Origin of the sequence: Citricoccus sp. SGAir0253 (assembly GCF_005877055.1) — a bacterium.
Lineage (GTDB): Bacteria > Actinomycetota > Actinomycetes > Actinomycetales > Micrococcaceae > Citricoccus.
In genome coordinates, this window is sequence record NZ_CP039424.1 from 1,616,371 (window position 1) to 1,631,840 (window position 15,470).

16 protein-coding genes are annotated in these 15,470 nt (G+C 69.8%); all 16 read right to left on the reverse strand.

Annotated elements, in window-relative coordinates:
* Nucleotides 1-24: 24 nt before the first annotated feature.
* Nucleotides 25-564 carry a hypothetical protein gene (locus E7744_RS07155; RefSeq protein WP_137773521.1) on the reverse strand — a complete coding sequence of 180 codons (540 nt, stop codon included), beginning with the start codon at nt 562-564 and terminating at the stop codon, nt 25-27.
* A gap of 163 nt (nt 565-727) precedes the next feature.
* Complete coding sequence (locus E7744_RS07160; RefSeq protein ID WP_210417179.1) at nt 728-1,255, reverse strand: single-stranded DNA-binding protein; 528 nt, start codon at nt 1,253-1,255, stop codon at nt 728-730.
* A 182-nt stretch (nt 1,256-1,437) separates the two neighbouring features.
* Nucleotides 1,438-2,295 carry a hypothetical protein gene (locus tag E7744_RS07165; protein ID WP_137773523.1) on the reverse strand — a complete coding sequence of 286 codons (858 nt, stop codon included), beginning with the start codon at nt 2,293-2,295 and terminating at the stop codon, nt 1,438-1,440.
* A gap of 132 nt (nt 2,296-2,427) precedes the next feature.
* The gene (locus E7744_RS07170; protein WP_137773524.1) at nt 2,428-3,450 is read right to left on the reverse strand and encodes an Lrp/AsnC family transcriptional regulator; all 1,023 of its coding nucleotides are present in this window, start codon (nt 3,448-3,450) and stop codon (nt 2,428-2,430) included.
* A 144-nt stretch (nt 3,451-3,594) separates the two neighbouring features.
* On the reverse strand, nt 3,595-3,900 hold the full coding sequence (locus E7744_RS07175) for a hypothetical protein (RefSeq protein WP_137773525.1): 306 nt from the start codon (nt 3,898-3,900) through the stop codon (nt 3,595-3,597).
* Complete coding sequence (locus E7744_RS07180; protein ID WP_137773526.1) at nt 3,897-4,289, reverse strand: hypothetical protein; 393 nt, start codon at nt 4,287-4,289, stop codon at nt 3,897-3,899. Before E7744_RS07180 ends, E7744_RS07175 begins: the two co-directional genes overlap by 4 nt.
* 4 nt (nt 4,290-4,293) lie before the next feature.
* Nucleotides 4,294-6,159 carry a type IV secretory system conjugative DNA transfer family protein gene (locus tag E7744_RS07185; RefSeq protein ID WP_137773527.1) on the reverse strand — a complete coding sequence of 622 codons (1,866 nt, stop codon included), beginning with the start codon at nt 6,157-6,159 and terminating at the stop codon, nt 4,294-4,296.
* On the reverse strand, nt 6,156-7,682 hold the full coding sequence (locus E7744_RS07190) for a conjugal transfer protein TraC (protein WP_246858598.1): 1,527 nt from the start codon (nt 7,680-7,682) through the stop codon (nt 6,156-6,158). Before E7744_RS07190 ends, E7744_RS07185 begins: the two co-directional genes overlap by 4 nt.
* Nucleotides 7,682-9,283, reverse strand: coding sequence for an SCO6880 family protein (locus E7744_RS07195; RefSeq protein WP_137773528.1), 1,602 nt, complete (start codon nt 9,281-9,283; stop codon nt 7,682-7,684). Before E7744_RS07195 ends, E7744_RS07190 begins: the two co-directional genes overlap by 1 nt.
* A 57-nt stretch (nt 9,284-9,340) precedes the next feature.
* Nucleotides 9,341-10,372 carry a hypothetical protein gene (locus E7744_RS07200; RefSeq protein ID WP_137773529.1) on the reverse strand — a complete coding sequence of 344 codons (1,032 nt, stop codon included), beginning with the start codon at nt 10,370-10,372 and terminating at the stop codon, nt 9,341-9,343.
* Between the two features lie 34 nt (nt 10,373-10,406).
* The gene (locus E7744_RS07205) at nt 10,407-10,712 is read right to left on the reverse strand and encodes a hypothetical protein (protein ID WP_137773530.1); all 306 of its coding nucleotides are present in this window, start codon (nt 10,710-10,712) and stop codon (nt 10,407-10,409) included.
* A gap of 89 nt (nt 10,713-10,801) precedes the next feature.
* A complete protein-coding gene (locus E7744_RS07210) occupies nt 10,802-11,398 on the reverse strand; it encodes a hypothetical protein (RefSeq protein ID WP_137773531.1) in 597 nt (198 codons plus the stop codon).
* A gap of 58 nt (nt 11,399-11,456) precedes the next feature.
* Nucleotides 11,457-11,762 carry a hypothetical protein gene (locus E7744_RS07215; protein WP_137773532.1) on the reverse strand — a complete coding sequence of 102 codons (306 nt, stop codon included), beginning with the start codon at nt 11,760-11,762 and terminating at the stop codon, nt 11,457-11,459.
* 1 nt (nt 11,763) lies between these two features.
* Nucleotides 11,764-12,600, reverse strand: a complete 837-nt coding sequence (locus E7744_RS07220) for an RNA polymerase sigma factor (protein WP_137773533.1) — start codon at nt 12,598-12,600, stop codon at nt 11,764-11,766.
* 46 nt (nt 12,601-12,646) lie between these two features.
* A complete protein-coding gene (locus E7744_RS07225) occupies nt 12,647-13,723 on the reverse strand; it encodes a helix-turn-helix domain-containing protein (RefSeq protein ID WP_137773534.1) in 1,077 nt (358 codons plus the stop codon).
* Entirely contained in the window at nt 13,720-14,673 is a 954-nt protein-coding gene (locus E7744_RS07230) for a DUF2637 domain-containing protein (RefSeq protein ID WP_246858600.1), read from the reverse strand. Before E7744_RS07230 ends, E7744_RS07225 begins: the two co-directional genes overlap by 4 nt.
* Nucleotides 14,674-15,470 lie beyond the last annotated feature (797 nt).

Here is a 15,470-nt window from a genome sequence, read left to right on the forward strand (position 1 = left end):
CGGTCCAGTCGACCGGGGACCCTGTCAGCTGTTCTGAATCCGCTTCCGGTCCGCTGCGGTCACCAGCGGCGGCAGGGTCGTGGCCCCCGGCACCGGGTCCATCCCCTGCGCCCGCATCCAGTCGAACACCTGACTCGCCAGCACCGTCAACTGGTCGAACACCCGCAGCTGCGCCCGCTTCGGCAGCTTCAACAGGGCCTCGGCCTCCACCGGCTCCACCCGATCCGGAGCCAGCTGCATCGCCCTGGACTGCACCATCGCGATCAGATACTCCTCGAACTCCTCCGTTGCCTCCTGGTACTGGTCCAGCCCCAGCATCAGGTCGATCACCGTCACTTCCCCGTCCAGATGCGCCGCTTCGTAGGTCTGCACCAGCGAGTCCCCGTACGGGGTCGGGGCGTGCGGGTGCTGCCACACCGTCGGGTCCTTCTCCCACCGGTCCTGCTCCCAGCCCAACAGGTCGCTGGTCGTGTCCTGCCGCGGGTCCTCGATCGGATCGGGCATCGTCCCGTCCTGCATCCTGTCCTCCGATCTCGTCCCGTTCTGCACTGTCCCGTTCTGCATTCTGGGTTCCTTCCATATCGGCCAGCAGGTCGAACACGGAGATCTGACCGGCCACCTGATTGCTTCGCTTCGCCACGCTAGGGCTCCTGTCTGACATAACTGCACGACGGCCGGGAGGCGGTCAAGCCCCCGGCCGTCGAGCGACGGTGAGTGAACGGTGCGGTTACCGGACGAGCCCGGCGCTCTGGTCCTGGTGCGGGACCAACGGCGGTTGCCCGGCCGACCACTCCGCGAACGCCTCCGGTGTCAGCTCCTCCGGGCGCAGGCCCTGGTCCACCGACTGGTCCCTGGACTGTTCGGGGGAGGAGGCCACAGAGGCCCCGTCCCGATGGGATTCCCGGGGCAGGACCGCGACCGGGTTGAACTGCATCGACGCGGCCACGTCCTCGGCCCAAATCCGGTGATTCAGTCCCGGCTTGCCGGTGCTCGTGGCATACGCCCCGACCCGGTAGTCCCCGGTCACCGTGACCCGGTCGCCCTTGCGCAGCGAGGCCGCCACGTTCTCGCGCAGCTGGGGCCGGTCCATCGCCACGTCGTAGAACTTCGCCTCGGTGTCCTCCCACGCCTGGGTGTCCTCGTTGAACCGGCGGCGATTCTCCGCCACCGTCATCACCACCAGCTCCTGCCCGGCCTTGGTCCGTACCGGCCGGGGATCACCCGTCAGGTTGCCCTGCACCGTCTTCTTGCCCACGCTCTCCATGACCCGCTCGCTTTCCTGGTGTTGGTGCCGTTGGTCGTCGTCTGTGCCTCAGCGGCCGCCGGTCCGGTGCCGACGTCCTGCCCCCAGTTCGCCCCGACCCTGATCCACCGGCCCTGACACACATCGCCGGGGTGATCCAATCGGTCCGTGCCTGCCGGTGTCCGGGTGGGCGCTCAGGGCTGGGGCCGGTCCTGGGTGTCCTCGTCCCCGGCGTCCATCGGGGCCCAGGTGGTCCCGTCGGCCGATTCCTCCCACACCACGGTCAGGTTCTCGGGGCCGCCGGCGATGTTCACCGTGACCCCGGCCTGGCCGGGGGTGGTGGAGGTGTATGCCAGGGCCACGGACCCGAGCCCGGCCACGGACCGGGCCTGCAGGCCCAGCGGGTCCGAGGCCCCGTGCTCGGTGCCGTCGGCGTCGACGGCGCGGGCGCGCACGTACTTCACGCCGGTGGTGGGGCGGTCGATGACCTTCTCGGTGCGGATGGTCGAGGCCACGGTGATCCAGTCGTCCTCGTCGTAGTCCAGCTCGTAGGCCCCCACGGCGCCGGAGTAGGCGACCGGCTCCTTGTGCTTACCCGCCTGCACGCACCCGGCCTCGTGGGTCATCTCCTTCAGCCGGGACCGCAGCTGGGCCACATTCGGGTGCCACATCATCATCGGCGCCAGCCCGGGGGCCTGTTCCTCCCAGACCTTGTACTCCATGCACATCGCCGCATACAGCTCCGCGGTCAGGTCCGGGTGCCGGTACCAGCAGGCGGGCACATCCGAGGTGGTCAGCCGGTACTCCCGGATGAACCAGTCCACCCACCGGCGCAACCCGTTCCACGCATCCCACTGCTGGCCGGGCTCGATCTGGCGCCACCGGGTGCCCAGCCACTCCGGGGGGCCCTCGGCGGCCAGGGCGGCCTCCACCTCGGGGTCCAGGTACGTCAACGGGGACCCCGGTGCCCCACCGTCCGCCGGCCCGGGGCTGGGGGCCTGGTTCAGCCAGGTGTCATCGTCCTCGTCGTCCACCCACGGATTGCCTGCCATCGGCCTGGACCTCCTGCTCATGAACACTGTCGGCTCCGGCAGGCCGGTCGGCCTGCTCGCAGACAGTTCGGGGCGGGGGGCAGCGGTGTATGTCGCGGCGGTGTGGATCAGCAGGTCCGCGACGGGTGTGGCCTAGCCCCAGGAGGCGCCGGGTGCGGTGTACTGGCCGGTGCGGGCGCCGTCGGGGTGCAGGTGCCAGCCCATGCGCTTGGCGATCGAGGCGATGATGACGCTCTCGCGGATCTCCAGGGTGGGCAGCTGGCGGGAGGCGGCTTGCTCCACGGTCATGATGTCCGCGGCCGAGCGCAGCCACATCATGAACGTGAAGTTCGTCCGCCCCGTGGTGGAGGCGCACAGCCGCAGCGCCCCGAGCGGGGCCAGGGCGGCCGCGGCGGCGTCGTGGTCGGCGGCGGGCAGTCGCGCGAACCACTGGCAGATCACCGGGTAGCCGGCCGCGTGGTGGGACACGTCGCAGCGGAAGGCCAGCATGCGGCTGTCGAGGACCTTCTGGAGCCGGCGGCGGGCGGTGGCCGGGTGCAGCCCGGTCTCCTCGGCGATCTGGGCGGCGGTCACCCGGGCGTTCTGGCCCAGGGCGCGCACGATCGGCCCGAACGAGGGCGGCGGGGCCACGTAGCGGGCGGTCTCCTGCCGGGGACCGGCCGCGGCGCGCAGGGCGGTGCGTTGGTCGGGGGAGAGGGCGTCGAGGTGCCAGTCCCTGCCGGTGCGGTGCAGCCGCGTGCAGAACGCGGACTCGTACCGGGTGAGCCCGGGAACCCGGTCCAGCTGCGGGTACACCGAACCGGTGAGCTCGGTGGGGTCCGGGGCGATGACGGTGAGCATCAGGTCCCGCTCCCGGTGGCACTCCTCGATGGTGAACACGTCCGGGATGGCCATGATCGCCTCGGCCACCTCGCGCCGGAGGCCCGGGGCGCACTGGACGTCGTGGAAGGACAGGGCCATCTGGTCCGGCTGGCCCACGGGGTGGGCGGTGATCCACGCCAGGCCGCTGTCCTCCAGGCGGCGCCAGCGCTCGGCCAGGGAGGTGGGGTGTACGCCGAGGACCTCCCCGAGGGTCGACCAGGGCAGCCGGGGCCCGATCTGCAGGGCGTGCACGAGTTGGAGGTCTTCCTCCGTCAGGGAGGCGAGGGTGGACATGGTCTCTTTCCTACACGGCTTCGGGTGCCGGTCCAGGCCAAGGGAGCAACTACCTCCAGGGCCGTGCCGGTGCCCCCGTCGGGCGGCCCTGTCCCCGGCGGGCCCTTACACCGTGGACGACCCGGTGCTCCAGAGGGCCGCGGCCTAGGAATCGGCGGGGTCGCGGCGCTGGCGCCGGTATTTCCGGGGGGTGCCGTCGATGAGGCTCAGCAGGCGTTGGACCATCTCGTCCACGGCGGCCTGGGAGGAGCCGGGGCCGGGGTGTTCGGCCATCCACCGGTGGACGCCTTCTTCGCAGATCGAGCACAGCCACATCCCGTCCCCGCGGGTGCGGCGGCAGGCGGCCCGGTCGAGCACGTCACTGCCGGTGGCGTGGAAGGCGAGCACGGAGACCCGCTGGCACAGCTCGCAGTTCAGCGGCTCGGCGGAGCCGGGGACGGGGGTGCTCATGCGGGCCTCTTTCGGTGGCGGCGGATCATGCGGGCGACGATGAGCACGGTGGCCCGTCGCCGGTCCCAGCCAAGGTACTCCTTGCGGGCATCGAGGCTGGCGTGGAGTTGTTCGTGGTGGGCCCGGCACATCGGCATCAGGTCCTCGTCGGACTCCCTCGCCTTCCACGCCCCGGTGACCGGGTCCTGGTGGACCCCGTCGTAGTGCAGGTGGTGCAGGTCCAGGGTGCCCGCCTCAGCCAGCGTCACCCCGCACACCGGGCAGGCCGGTTCGGCCCCGGCCGCCCGGGTGTCCCGGAACCAGCGCACCCGCCGGAACCCCCAGGCGGCCGAGCGCAGGTAGTCCCGGTAGTCGGCGGAGCCGGTGCGGGTCAGGGACAGCCGGGCCACGGGCTCACCGCACCGGCACGGAGGTGGCCAGCCCGGTGCCGGGGGTGGCGGTGTCCGCGCCGGTGGGGGTGGAGGGCAGCGTCTCGGCCCCGCCGGTGAGCTCGGCGGCCAGTTCGGCGTTGTACGCCTTGGCGGCCGCGGCGATCTGCTTGCCGTCCTTGCGCTTCTTCCACCGGGTCATCTTCATGAGGATGGGCCGGCCGTTGCGGTTCAGCAGCAGCCCCCACCCGAAGGGCAGGCGGCGCAGCTCGGCGACAGAGAGCACCTCGGTGTCGTGCAGCTGCTCGGAGGTCGAGTGCGCGTCCTTGCCGCGGGAGGTGGAGGTGCGGGTGATCTGGCGCTGCCCGGCCAGCCGGGAGAACAGCTCCAGGTCGGTCACGTTGGAGGCCCCGCCGAGCTGGATCTTCACGGTGGCCGCGTCGAACAGGGCGGTGGCGGGCTGCTCGCCCCATTCGTTGCGGGCCTGGGCCAGGGACTGGAACACGGCGAAGGCGCTGATGCCCACCCCGCCGCCGTCGGCCATCAGCTGGGTCAGCCCCGGCCAGGCCCCGGCGATGTTCGCGATCTCATCGAGCACCAGCGTCAGCGGGGCGTCCAGCCGGTTGCCCGGGGACTTGGCGGCGATCTCGCGGGCGCGTTCGGTGATGGCGTCCATCATGGCGATCAGGAACGGCCCGGCCGAGGACCCGCCGGTCTTGGTGCCCACGATGTACAAGGTCCCGTTCTCTTTGAGGAACCGGTCGATGTCCAGGGTCTCCTCGACTTTGGTGGGCTTGAGGACCTCGCGGACTTCGGGCACGGACAGGCCCTTGACCGCGCCCTCGACGCCGAACCACTTGTTCTGCAGCAGCTTGGGTTCGCCGTCGATGATGCCCTGCAGCACCAGGTTCCAGTTCGAGGCCGCGCCCGGGTGCTCGGCGAGGATCTTTACGGCTTCCTTGGCTTCGGCGGGGTTGTTGCCCCAGCGCATCAGGTCATCCACGGTGCGCCCGCCGAGGGCGGCGGCGTGCAGCAGGCATTCCATGATGGTCACCGCCGGGGCCTGCCATTCGGCGTTCGTCGAGGACGCCCCCAGCCCCGACGAGCTGATCAGCGAGGTGGCGCGCTGGTTGGCGACGCGGGGGATTTCGCACCCGGTGATGGGGGACCACTTCAGGGTGGTGGGCTGGCCGGTGAGGCCCTGTGGGTCGAACAGGGCCACCGGGCCCTTCTGGCCGCGCAGGGTGGCGGTGGCGGCGAGGTTGTCGGCCCTGGAGCTGGTGGTGATGATCGGGCCGGGGGCGTCGAGGATGGCCCCGATGAGCAGGTGCAGGCCCTTGCCCGAGCGGGGCGGGCCGATGAGCACCACGGATTCCTCCAGCGAGCTCCACACTTCGGAACCTTCGGCGGTGCCCAGCAGCAGGGCCCCGTCGGCGGCCTGGGGGCGCTTGAGGGACGGGCGGACCTTGCGGGTCTTGCGCCGGGCGGCGGCGGTGCCGACGGCGCGGCGGATCTCCGGGGCCCGGGCCATGCCCTCGCGCCAGCGGATGGACCGGAGGAACGCCGTATCGGACTGGCGGTACCGGCCCCAGGCGTACACCCCGGCCCCGGCGAGGGCCAGCGCGAGCACGGCGAGGGCGGCGTAGACGCCGATGAGCAGTCCGGTGTCGGCGGCGCACCCGGTGGTGGTGCCGAAGGCGGCCGGGTCCCCGGTGGTGAGGAACCTGAGGGGGTCCACGATGGTTCCGGGCAGGGTCAGGGTCCCGCAGGCGGCGCGGTTGGTCAGCACGCCCACGGCCACGTAGGTGGCGTACAGGCCGATCAGCCCGAGCAGGGCCAGGGGCAGGGCGTTCTCGGAGCCGGTGGTGGACTGGCGGTCGTGCCCGGTCATGCCCGTGCCTCCCGTGCACTGGTGGTGGCGGTGGTGGTGGTGAGGCGTTGGTCGGTGTTGAACAGGCCGAGTTCGACTCGGTCGAGGTCGTTCTTGACCTGGAAGCTGGACCCGCCCAGGCGCCATAGGCCGACGCCTTCGTCGAGGTATTTGAGTAGGGATCGTTCCCGGTCGGAGAGTTCGAGTTCGTCGGTGGTGACGCGCAGGGCGGAGGCGTCCTGGCGGTAGATGACCTTCACGTCGGCGTCGGCCAGCAGGGACTTGGCCATGGCGGCCATCTTCGAGCCCCGGTCGCCGGCCATGTCCAGGTCGGAGACCTTGTGCAGGATCAGCACGTTGAAGATGCCGTAGGCCCGGGCCAGTTTCCATCCCTCGACCATGCGGCGCAGGTCGGCCTCGGAGGAGATGTTGTCCCAGCCCTCTTCGTAGATCACCAGGCGCTGGCCGCCGTCAGAAGTGGTGACCATGGCCTCGGTCCAGGCCCCGGAGCAGGCGTTGACGACGCGGATGGCCTCCGGGCTGGCCCCCTGCAGGGCGGAGGTGTCGATGGAGGTGGCCGGGGCGTCGGCGGCGAAGTGGGCGGTGGTTTCCCCGTCGAACATCCCGGCCAGGTCCCCGGTGGTCATCCGGTGCAGGGTCATGGCCATCACCGAGCACGCCTCGGCCACCAGCCGGTCCGGGTGGGTCTTATCGGCCTCCAGGGCGGCGATGACGTCGGGGATGACCACGGTGCCGGCCCGGGTGGTGGCGCCGTCGACGCCGGTGTCCAGGGCCAGGGAGAGCACGTGGTGCTCGGCCGGGGACAGTTCGCGGTTGGTGAGGATCTTGGCCAGGGTGACCAGGATCGCCATCCGCCGGGTGCGGACCATCAGCGCCCACCCCTCGTCGGTGAGGGGCTCGCCCTGGGCGGTGCGGGCCGGCCGGGTGCCCGGGTCCAGCGGGTTGATCCTGGTTCCCATGCCCGGGCCGACCTGGATGACGGACCCGCCCAGGGCGCGGACGACCTTGGTCCACTCGCCCTTGCGGTCCGAGGCGACCGAGAGCTTGCGCCCGGCCAGCACCAGGCGCACCGCCAGGGACTTGGCCAGGGAGGACTTGCCCATCCCGACCTGTCCGAACAGGATCATCGACATCCCGGAGATCACCCCGCGCTCGTACAGCTGCCACGGGTCGAAGCAGAACGCGCCCCCGCCGTTGAGGTCCCGGCCGATGTACAGCCCGTCGGCGCCCAGCGAGGTCCCGGCCACGTACGGGTAGGCCGTCGCCCCGGTGTGCGCGGTGGTCGGCACCCCGCGCGTGCGCAGCATTCCCGTGCCGTGCAGGGACTTCGGCCGGCGTTCCCCACCCGGCCCCCAGGCCCGCTTCGGGAACTCGGTGGGCGCCTGGGTGCTCTGGTGCTGGGCGGCCTTGAGGTCCTTGAGGACCTGCCGCACGGAGGTGATCGCGGCCCGCCGTCCGGCCCGGTTGGCCTCGTAGAAGTCGAAGACCTCGACCCGGTGCCGGTGCTGGTTTCGCAGGTTCATCACATCTCCACCATTCCGAAGGGCAGGGCGCCGGCGAGCATGGCCGTGTCCTGCTCGAGGTACACCACGCGCAGTTCGCAGCTGGCGTTGACGGCCCGGGCCAGCAGGTCGGCGCAGTTGGCCTCCAGTTCCATCTCGTCGGCCCCGGTTACGGTGACCAGCACGGCCAGATCCAGCCGGGCGTGCCCGTCGACGAGTTCGGCCTCCTCCCGGGTGATGTCTTCGAGTTCTCGGTCGTGTTCCAGGGTGTGGGGTCGGTCCAGCTTGTCCAGCAGCCGGGTGGTGGTGCGCCAGTCGGCCTTGCGCCGCTGCAGGTGGTTCAGCGCCCCGCGGGCGTCGCGGGGGACCCAGATCACGGAGACGGTGTGCCGGAAGTCCCCGGCGAAGACCAGCGGTTCCAGGAACCCGAGCCTCGCCTGGGACTGGGGGAATTCGGAGACCTTGTAGGTGCGGTGCAGGTACCCGTCGGTGCGTACGTGGTCGGTGAAGACCTCCATGGCCACCGGTCCGGCGGAGTCCGGGGCGACCCCGACCCAGTCCCCGGAGCGTTCGGAGATGACCACGGAGGCCTGCGGGTCGAACGCGGAGCGGACCAGGGCGGCCAGCGAGCGGGGGGAGTGCCAGGCCTGCACGGTGGTCCCGGAGGCCGGCAGGGTGCCCTCGATGGTGGTCATCACCGAGCTGGCGACCTCCATGAATCCGGGCAGGCCCCCGCCGAGGGACTTGATGCGCTTGGCGACCTTGTCCTTGGACAGCACGATCGTCATCCACGTCTCGTGCACGGGCATGTCCTGGGCCTCGGCCATCAGTTCCACGAAGGCCGCGTGCAGGAACGGGTTGATGTCCTCCCCGGCGGGCCGTCCGGCCGCGGCGGCCTCGGCGCCGCGCTGGTGGTAGAACTCCATGACCTTGGACCCGGAGATCAGGGTGGTCTGGTCCGCGTGCTGGACCCGGGCGACCCCGGGCATCCGGGCGATGGCGCTGATGGACTCGCGCCAGTTCGCGGTGCGGTCCTCCTGGGCGTCGAAGGACTCCAGGGTGAAGGCCTTGGAGGTGTTGATCTTCGCGCACACGATGCCCTCGCCCCGGCGGGGGTCGTAGACGAATCCGGCGCCGGTGGGCAGGGTGTAGACGCGCAGCTCGTTGGCCTCCCCGGGCAGCCGGAACCGGGCTCCGGCCCCGGGGATGATCCGCCCGGCCTTGTCCCGGACGGCGCTGGTGTCCCCCGGGGACAGGGCCGGGGCGGCCGGCACGGCGGGGGCGTCATCGACGGTGGTGGCCTCCCGGCGGACGAAGGTCAGCTGGTTGCGGGCCCCGCGCACCAGGTAGCGCAGCCACAGTCCGGCCCAGCCGATCAGCGGCCGCCCGGCCACCCGGGGCACGATGACCCCGGCCGCGGCGGCCCCGAGGACCAGGGCGGTGAAGAACCCGCGGGGGAACCCGCCGGTGAACACCATCAGCAGCATCAGGCCCAGGGTGGCACCGAGGGCGGTCACCTGGGACCAGCTCAGGCCCAGCATGACCCCGGTGGTGCGTTCCCGGGCGAACCGGGCCCCGTCCCACGGGGAGTCCAGCTGCGGTTCGAGCATCTGATTGACCATCTGTTCGCGTCCTTGTCTTGCGGTCTGCTGCGGTCTGGTGCGGTGTGCTGGGGGTGGTTATCGGCGGGCCAGGGACTGCACCGGGCGGGAGAGCCGTCCGGCCTTGCGTGCCCCGCCCCGGGCCAGGGCGGTGGACTGGCGCATGGCGTGGGACCCGCTGGCCACGGCGGAGCGTTCCATGGACTCGGAGGCCCCGCCGGTGAGGAAGGAGATCATGGTGATCGTCAGTACCGGCATGGCCGCGCCGAGCACGACCAGGCCCACGCCGGTGACCAGCTGGATCCAGTCGGTGCCGATCGAGGCCAGCACCATGCCGACCTTCACGACCAGGGCTGCGGCCGGTTTGGCCAGGATCAGGGCCAGCACCACGGACAGCCACCGGGAGAACACCGCCTTGGCCGGTTCCAGGCTCAGGGAGAACACGGCGGCGGGCATCATCACGGTCAGCAGGACGATCACGGCCAGGCGGAAGACCATCATCAGCATCAGCAGGAAGCAGGCCCCGGCGATGCACAGGGCGACCGCGAACGGCACGATCGCCATGCCCGGGTTCTCAGTGTTGGTGGCCATCTGCCACTGGGCGTAGTTCTCGTCCATGAGCACCTGCCCGGTGTTCGGGTCATAGGTCAGCCCGAACAGGTGCAGGATCGAACCCAGGGCCGCCTCTTGGCCGCCGCGTTCTCCGGCCTGCAGGATCCACAGGCTCATCTGGTCCACCGCGCCGAGCACCACGAACATCAGCCCGGCCACCACGTACACCGCCGGCACGGAGGCCACCGCCACGGTCAGGGCCCGGATGACCCCGGCGGTGGAGCCCCGGAACAGCGACCAGATCACCTGCACGGCCACGAAGATCAGCAGGAAGGGGATCAGCGCCAGCACCATGACGTTGAGCATCCCGGGGTGTTCGATCGTGGTGGCGGCCTGGCCGTCCATTCTCACCACGACGGTGCCCCCCACGATGCTCATCCACCACTCCGGGGTCATCGACCCGGCGGCGAAGGAGTCCCGGATGAACGCCCACGCCGCCGTGGCGAACCCCAGGATCCCGTCGCGCAGGAACGCCTGCATCGGTTCCAGTAGGTTCACGCCGCCGCCTTCCTGCCGTCCTCGTCCGCCACGCTCAGGCGAACAGCGGGATGCCGGTGGCCCAGGCGATGATCCCGCCGATGGACCCGATGACGGCCGCGGCCACCACGCCCCACAGCAGGATGCTCAGCCCCGTCTCCTGGGCCCGGCCCCCGGCGCCGAGCTTGCCGGCCACCCACATCAGCAGCCCGGCCACGACCACGATGCCCAGCACCACGATCGCAGTGGCCACGACCATCCCGCCCACGCTCTGCACCGTGGGCAGCCACGGGGCATTGAAGTTCGGGCTGATCCCCGGGTTGTAGCCTCCGGCCAGCGTCACAGCAGTCAGTACGTTCATGATCGGTTTCCCTTCATCCCGCCCCCCTCGGGGCTCATCCCCCCATGCCCCTGGCGGGCACGGGAACCTGTGGTGTTTCTCGGTGGCCGTCAGTCGACGGTGTGCTTGCGGACCTGTTCATCGGAGCCGCCGACCGCGGCGGTGTCGTAGACGCGCAACTCGACCTCGGTGCCCGAGGCGGCCTCGGTGTTATCGGCCGAGCAGTCCGTGCCGGTCGGGTACCACTTCAGGGTCATGACCTGCTCCCCGACCCCGACCTTCAGTGCGCCCTCGGAGACCTCCTGGACCACGGCGACGCGCTCGGCGTGGGTGAGCATCGGGTCCTCGTCGTCGAAGTCGCGCACCGCCTGGGCGGTGCAGGTCGTCTTCGGGGGCTTCTTGTCGATCACGACCTGCCCCGGCCGGGCGGCCTCGGGCATCAGTGAGGCCGTCCCCAGGGAGGACCCCCACTCGATGGCCCCGCCGATCGAGCCCAGCACCGCAGCACCCAGCACGCCCGCGCTGAGCATGCCCAGGCCCTTGCGGGCATTGTCCGAGCTGCCGATGGCCTTGCCGCTGGCCCACCGGACGACGCCGACGGCAACGCCGACGCCCAGCAGGACCAGGGCCGCGCCCAGGAACGTGGCCGCGACCTGGTTCAGTCCGTCCGGTCCGGTCAGTCCCCAGGGATCAATTCCGTCGAGCATGATGTCCTCCTTGAATGGGTTCTCGAGGACAGTTCGCCTGTCCCCGTCGTGGTGTGTGTCAGTTCAGGGACCCGGCGATGACCAGGAACACCAGCGCCCAGGCCAGCAACGCGACCACGGCCGCCGCCCCGAGCAGGACCCGGCCGCGGGCAGTCGCGGCCCACCCGGGGACCCGGGCCTGGAGGTGGTCGGGCAGCCCGGCGTCCATCGTCGTGGCGACCCACACCGCACGGGCCCGTGCCTGCCGGTCCCGCCGCACCTCTCGGCGGCGGGACCGCCGGTCGCGACGGGATTCTCTGCGCAGGACCGTGGCCTGCCCTGCTCGGGTCGGGTCCGGGTCGGTGGGCGGGGTCGGGACGGTCATCTCAGTGCCTCGTCTTTCGCTCTTCGGTCAGCACGGTCATGGCCACCTGCAACAGGTGACGGGTCTGGGCCAGGTACTGCCGGGCCGTGTTGTGGCTGAACCCGGTCACGTCCATCACGTGGGCCACCGTCACGGCCTCGAACCGGCCCCCGGCCTGGGCGCAGGCCAACGCCATCTGCCGGGCCCAGTCCCCGGACTCTCCATCGGCCGGCAGGCACTCGATCAGCGTGCGCATCGTCACCGGCGCCCCGGCCGCGGCGGCGTCCTGGGCGCGGGTGACGACCTGACAGCACCGGATCAGCTCCCGCCGGGACTGGCGCAGCACCTCGGCCGAGACACCCAGCCCGCGGGCCGCCAGGGCCACGTCGTCACCGAACACCAGCACCAGGGCCAGGGCCCGGGAGGTGGCCTCCCGGTTCTGCATCACCTGCTCGACCACCCCCAGCACCCGGCGCACCCGCTGCTGGGCTGCCAGGGCATCCACCGTGGCCTCGGCATGGTCCGGGGCCGTCAGCGTCACCGCCGACTGCACCCGGGCCTCGGCGGCGTGTTCGGCCTGCCCCTGCAGCACGGTGTCGCGCTGCTGGGCGCGGACCCGGTCGATCGCCCGCCGCCGGGCGATCGTCACCACCCAGGAGTGCAGCGACCCCTTGCTCGGATCGAACCGATGCCGCGCGTTCCACGCCGACTCCCACGTCGCCTGGGCCACGTCCTCCACATCACCCGGCGAGCCCATGTCACCCAGCTGCTTCACGATCACCGGACGCACTCGGGCCACCGCCATTGCCAATTCGTCGCCGCCTAATACGTCCGTTGCTTTCTCGATCGGGTCCGTCATCCTTCACCCCTCCAGGAGCGTGATCTTTGGTGACGCAACCGTCTGGTTACGCGCCGATTCGTCGTCGCAAGGACACGGGCAGTCCTTCGATCTGTTCCGCCGTGAGCTCGGCAGGTTGCGCCTCGGGGGCCGGATGGGCGATCCGGCTTTCAAGCCGGCATTGTGGGCAGTCCGCCGGGTTGTACATCCCGTCGTGATCCGGATTGGTGCATGGGATCGCGGGGAGCCCCGGTGCCTTCGGTGTCGCGTGCGCTGTCCCAAGTGCCGCCCCGTGCGGCCCCATCTCGGGCGCCAAGGAGTGGACAGGCCACCGCGCGGCGGCGGAGTCGAGAATGCCCTCGAAGTCCGCTCGTAGCGCCGCGGCCACGTATCGGGTGGGGGTCGCCACCCGCCGGGTGGCTCGGTCCAGCACCACGTCCACCAATGCGGGCACGTACTCCGGCTCGATCTGGTCTAGCCCCGAGACCAGTTCGCCGAGCTGGCCCAGGTCAACGCCCCGGTGGATCCGGAGGTCATCATCGTCGTCGACCTGGTCCGATCCGCCGACATTCGGCACGGTCGACGGCCCCTTCCCGGGAGGATGAGGATTCCGATGAGGGTTAATCCGCGCGCGTTCCCCTATGTGCGCCGCTCCCGAATTTGCGTCTGAGTCGTGCGTGGAGTTGCGGCTGACTGGATCAGGCGCAGAATCTGCCTCTCGCGTGATAGCGGGGTTTGTGGAGTCAGCCGCAAGATTTGCGCCTCGCGTTAATCCGCGGGAGGCAGGAGTTTCATTTCGCTTGTCCGTGCGACGTGCAAGAGCTGCGTCTGAGTCGTCCCCGGCACGGCCTCTCAGTCCAATGAGGGCGTCTTCGTGAAGGTAGTAGCGCACGCCAATGCGGCCCCGTCCCTGTCCGTAGCGGTTCTCCACGCTGATCAGTCCGAGCTGACGAAGCCGACCGATCTGAGTAGTGACGGTGCGCTTTGACTGGTTCGAGTCCTTCGCGAGCTTTTGCTGCGAGGGATGGCATGACCATCCCTCGTCGGCATGATCGGCCAGCATCCACAGCAAGAGCACCTCTGCGGGGCGCAGGACGCCTTGCGCGCCAACCTGGCGAGCCCAGTTCAATGCCTGAATGCTCATGGCTGCTCCCTACCCAGCTCATCTGCCGCTGGGAAGAACGCCTCGGGGCGGTCGTCCCGGAGTTGTTGAAGTCGTCGACGACCAGTGCGTTCCGAGATGCGAAACTGCTCAGCCAGCATCGCCGCGCTGACCTTGACGCCCTCGGCGGCTTTGGCGGCGACGAACTCGGCCACTTCGTCTAGGGCTGACCCTGACTTACGGTTGGTGACCGACGAGCCGGACCGTCCGGACTCCACTACAGGCGAGTGGCGCTGCTTCGGCGTTTCCGGTGGTGGCGCCTCTAGGCTTGGCCGGTTCGTTGAGATCCCCGGCTGCGATACGCCGGGGGAGTGCGGGGTACTTAGCGGCTGGATGCTTTGTTGAACCTCACGATCACGGTCGGCTTGGAGCTTGGCCACGGCTGTCCGATGTCTTTCCTGGTCCAGCTCGGCCGCCTGTTGGGCCATCGCGCGCGCCCGGGATACTTCGCGTGCTTGCTGCTCACGGGCGAACTCCAGGTGCGCCAATTGCCGTTCGTGCTCAGCGCGGTCCTGCTCCATCCGAGCTGACTTCCGCAGATCGTTTCGTCGGGACTCAGGGTTCTCGACCGCTACCCGTGATAGCTGCTCCGTGGCCACAAAGATCGCTACGGGAACCATCCCGGCGACGACTGCGCCCACAACGCCTTGCCAGCGCTGGTCGTGGTTTTGGGCATATGACCATGCATGGGCCGCATTAGCGAAAACCGATAGCGCTGTGAATGTACCCAGTGCCGCCCAGGACGCCAGCGTCCGTTCTCCTCGAGCCTTGTGCACCAGCACCGACGCGGCGTACACCAATATGGCCAGATCAATGAAGACCGGGACCGCCCACCACATGGACGGAGGCAACCCCAGCCAGCTAGCGACCTCGTACAGCGCCGTGAACGAGATCGCGAACGCCACCACCCCGGCCAGCACAACCCCACCCACGACTAGGCGGATAAAACGACCGTCATCTGGATCAATCCGACGGGAACCACGACGCCTGCGGTCACAACCTTGCCTATGAGCATGAGTCTCTGGGGTGTGGACATCAGACGCCCCTTCTACGTGACCATCGGACACAGACTCGGCATGTCGGGCTCCATCCCCCTGCGCACCTGGGCATGTCGTGCCCCTCAAGATCTCGGCTCCGTCCGTGACTTCGTTCCTCACGACGCGTCCATCTGGTGCAACACGCGTTCCAGTTCGTCCCGGGCGTCTTGAAGATTGGCCTTGATCGCAGCCTCTGATCTTCCGCAGGAGATCCACTTACGTAGGGTCATGGCTACATGGCATAGAGTGCGCACCCCGCGGGACACGTCGTAAGTGAGGTCGTGCAACCGCTCGTCGGGCACCCTTGACTTGCCTGTTAGCGGAGACACCAAGCCGGCCACCTGCGAGGCCAGCTTGATAGTCATTGGCAAGGCGGCCGATCCAGAGCCATGAAACTCCCGTAGAACACGCGCCGCCCTCTCGTTGCGTTGACCCGCACGTCCGGTCAAATTCAAGGGCTCAACACCGGCTTCTGAGGCTGGCCTATCTAAGGCGTCATAGATCTGCATGTGGTCCCTTGCCTGGTTGTTCGCCACGGCCCGCCCCGTCTCTTTCGGACTGGTACGGGGCTGGTCCGCTCGATCCAGACCTGTATCCGCTGCAGATAAATCGGTAGACTGAGACACGCGTTCACTCCTGCTTAGTGGATGCCAAGCCCCGGGATGTTGCCGCATCGCCGGGGTTTTTTCGTG

Coding starts and splice junctions, on each gene's coding strand:
- E7744_RS07155 (WP_137773521.1), bottom strand. CDS start 564: ATGCAGAACGGGACAGTGCAGAACGGGACGAGATCGGAGGACAGGATG.
- E7744_RS07165 (WP_137773523.1), bottom strand. CDS start 2,295: ATGGCAGGCAATCCGTGGGTGGACGACGAGGACGATGACACCTGGCTG.
- E7744_RS07170 (WP_137773524.1), bottom strand. CDS start 3,450: ATGTCCACCCTCGCCTCCCTGACGGAGGAAGACCTCCAACTCGTGCAC.
- E7744_RS07175 (WP_137773525.1), bottom strand. CDS start 3,900: ATGAGCACCCCCGTCCCCGGCTCCGCCGAGCCGCTGAACTGCGAGCTG.
- E7744_RS07185 (WP_137773527.1), bottom strand. CDS start 6,159: ATGACCGGGCACGACCGCCAGTCCACCACCGGCTCCGAGAACGCCCTG.
- E7744_RS07190 (WP_246858598.1), bottom strand. CDS start 7,682: ATGAACCTGCGAAACCAGCACCGGCACCGGGTCGAGGTCTTCGACTTC.
- E7744_RS07195 (WP_137773528.1), bottom strand. CDS start 9,283: ATGGTCAATCAGATGCTCGAACCGCAGCTGGACTCCCCGTGGGACGGG.
- E7744_RS07205 (WP_137773530.1), bottom strand. CDS start 10,712: ATGAACGTACTGACTGCTGTGACGCTGGCCGGAGGCTACAACCCGGGG.
- E7744_RS07210 (WP_137773531.1), bottom strand. CDS start 11,398: ATGCTCGACGGAATTGATCCCTGGGGACTGACCGGACCGGACGGACTG.
- E7744_RS07215 (WP_137773532.1), bottom strand. CDS start 11,762: ATGACCGTCCCGACCCCGCCCACCGACCCGGACCCGACCCGAGCAGGG.
- E7744_RS07220 (WP_137773533.1), bottom strand. CDS start 12,600: ATGACGGACCCGATCGAGAAAGCAACGGACGTATTAGGCGGCGACGAA.
- E7744_RS07225 (WP_137773534.1), bottom strand. CDS start 13,723: ATGAGCATTCAGGCATTGAACTGGGCTCGCCAGGTTGGCGCGCAAGGC.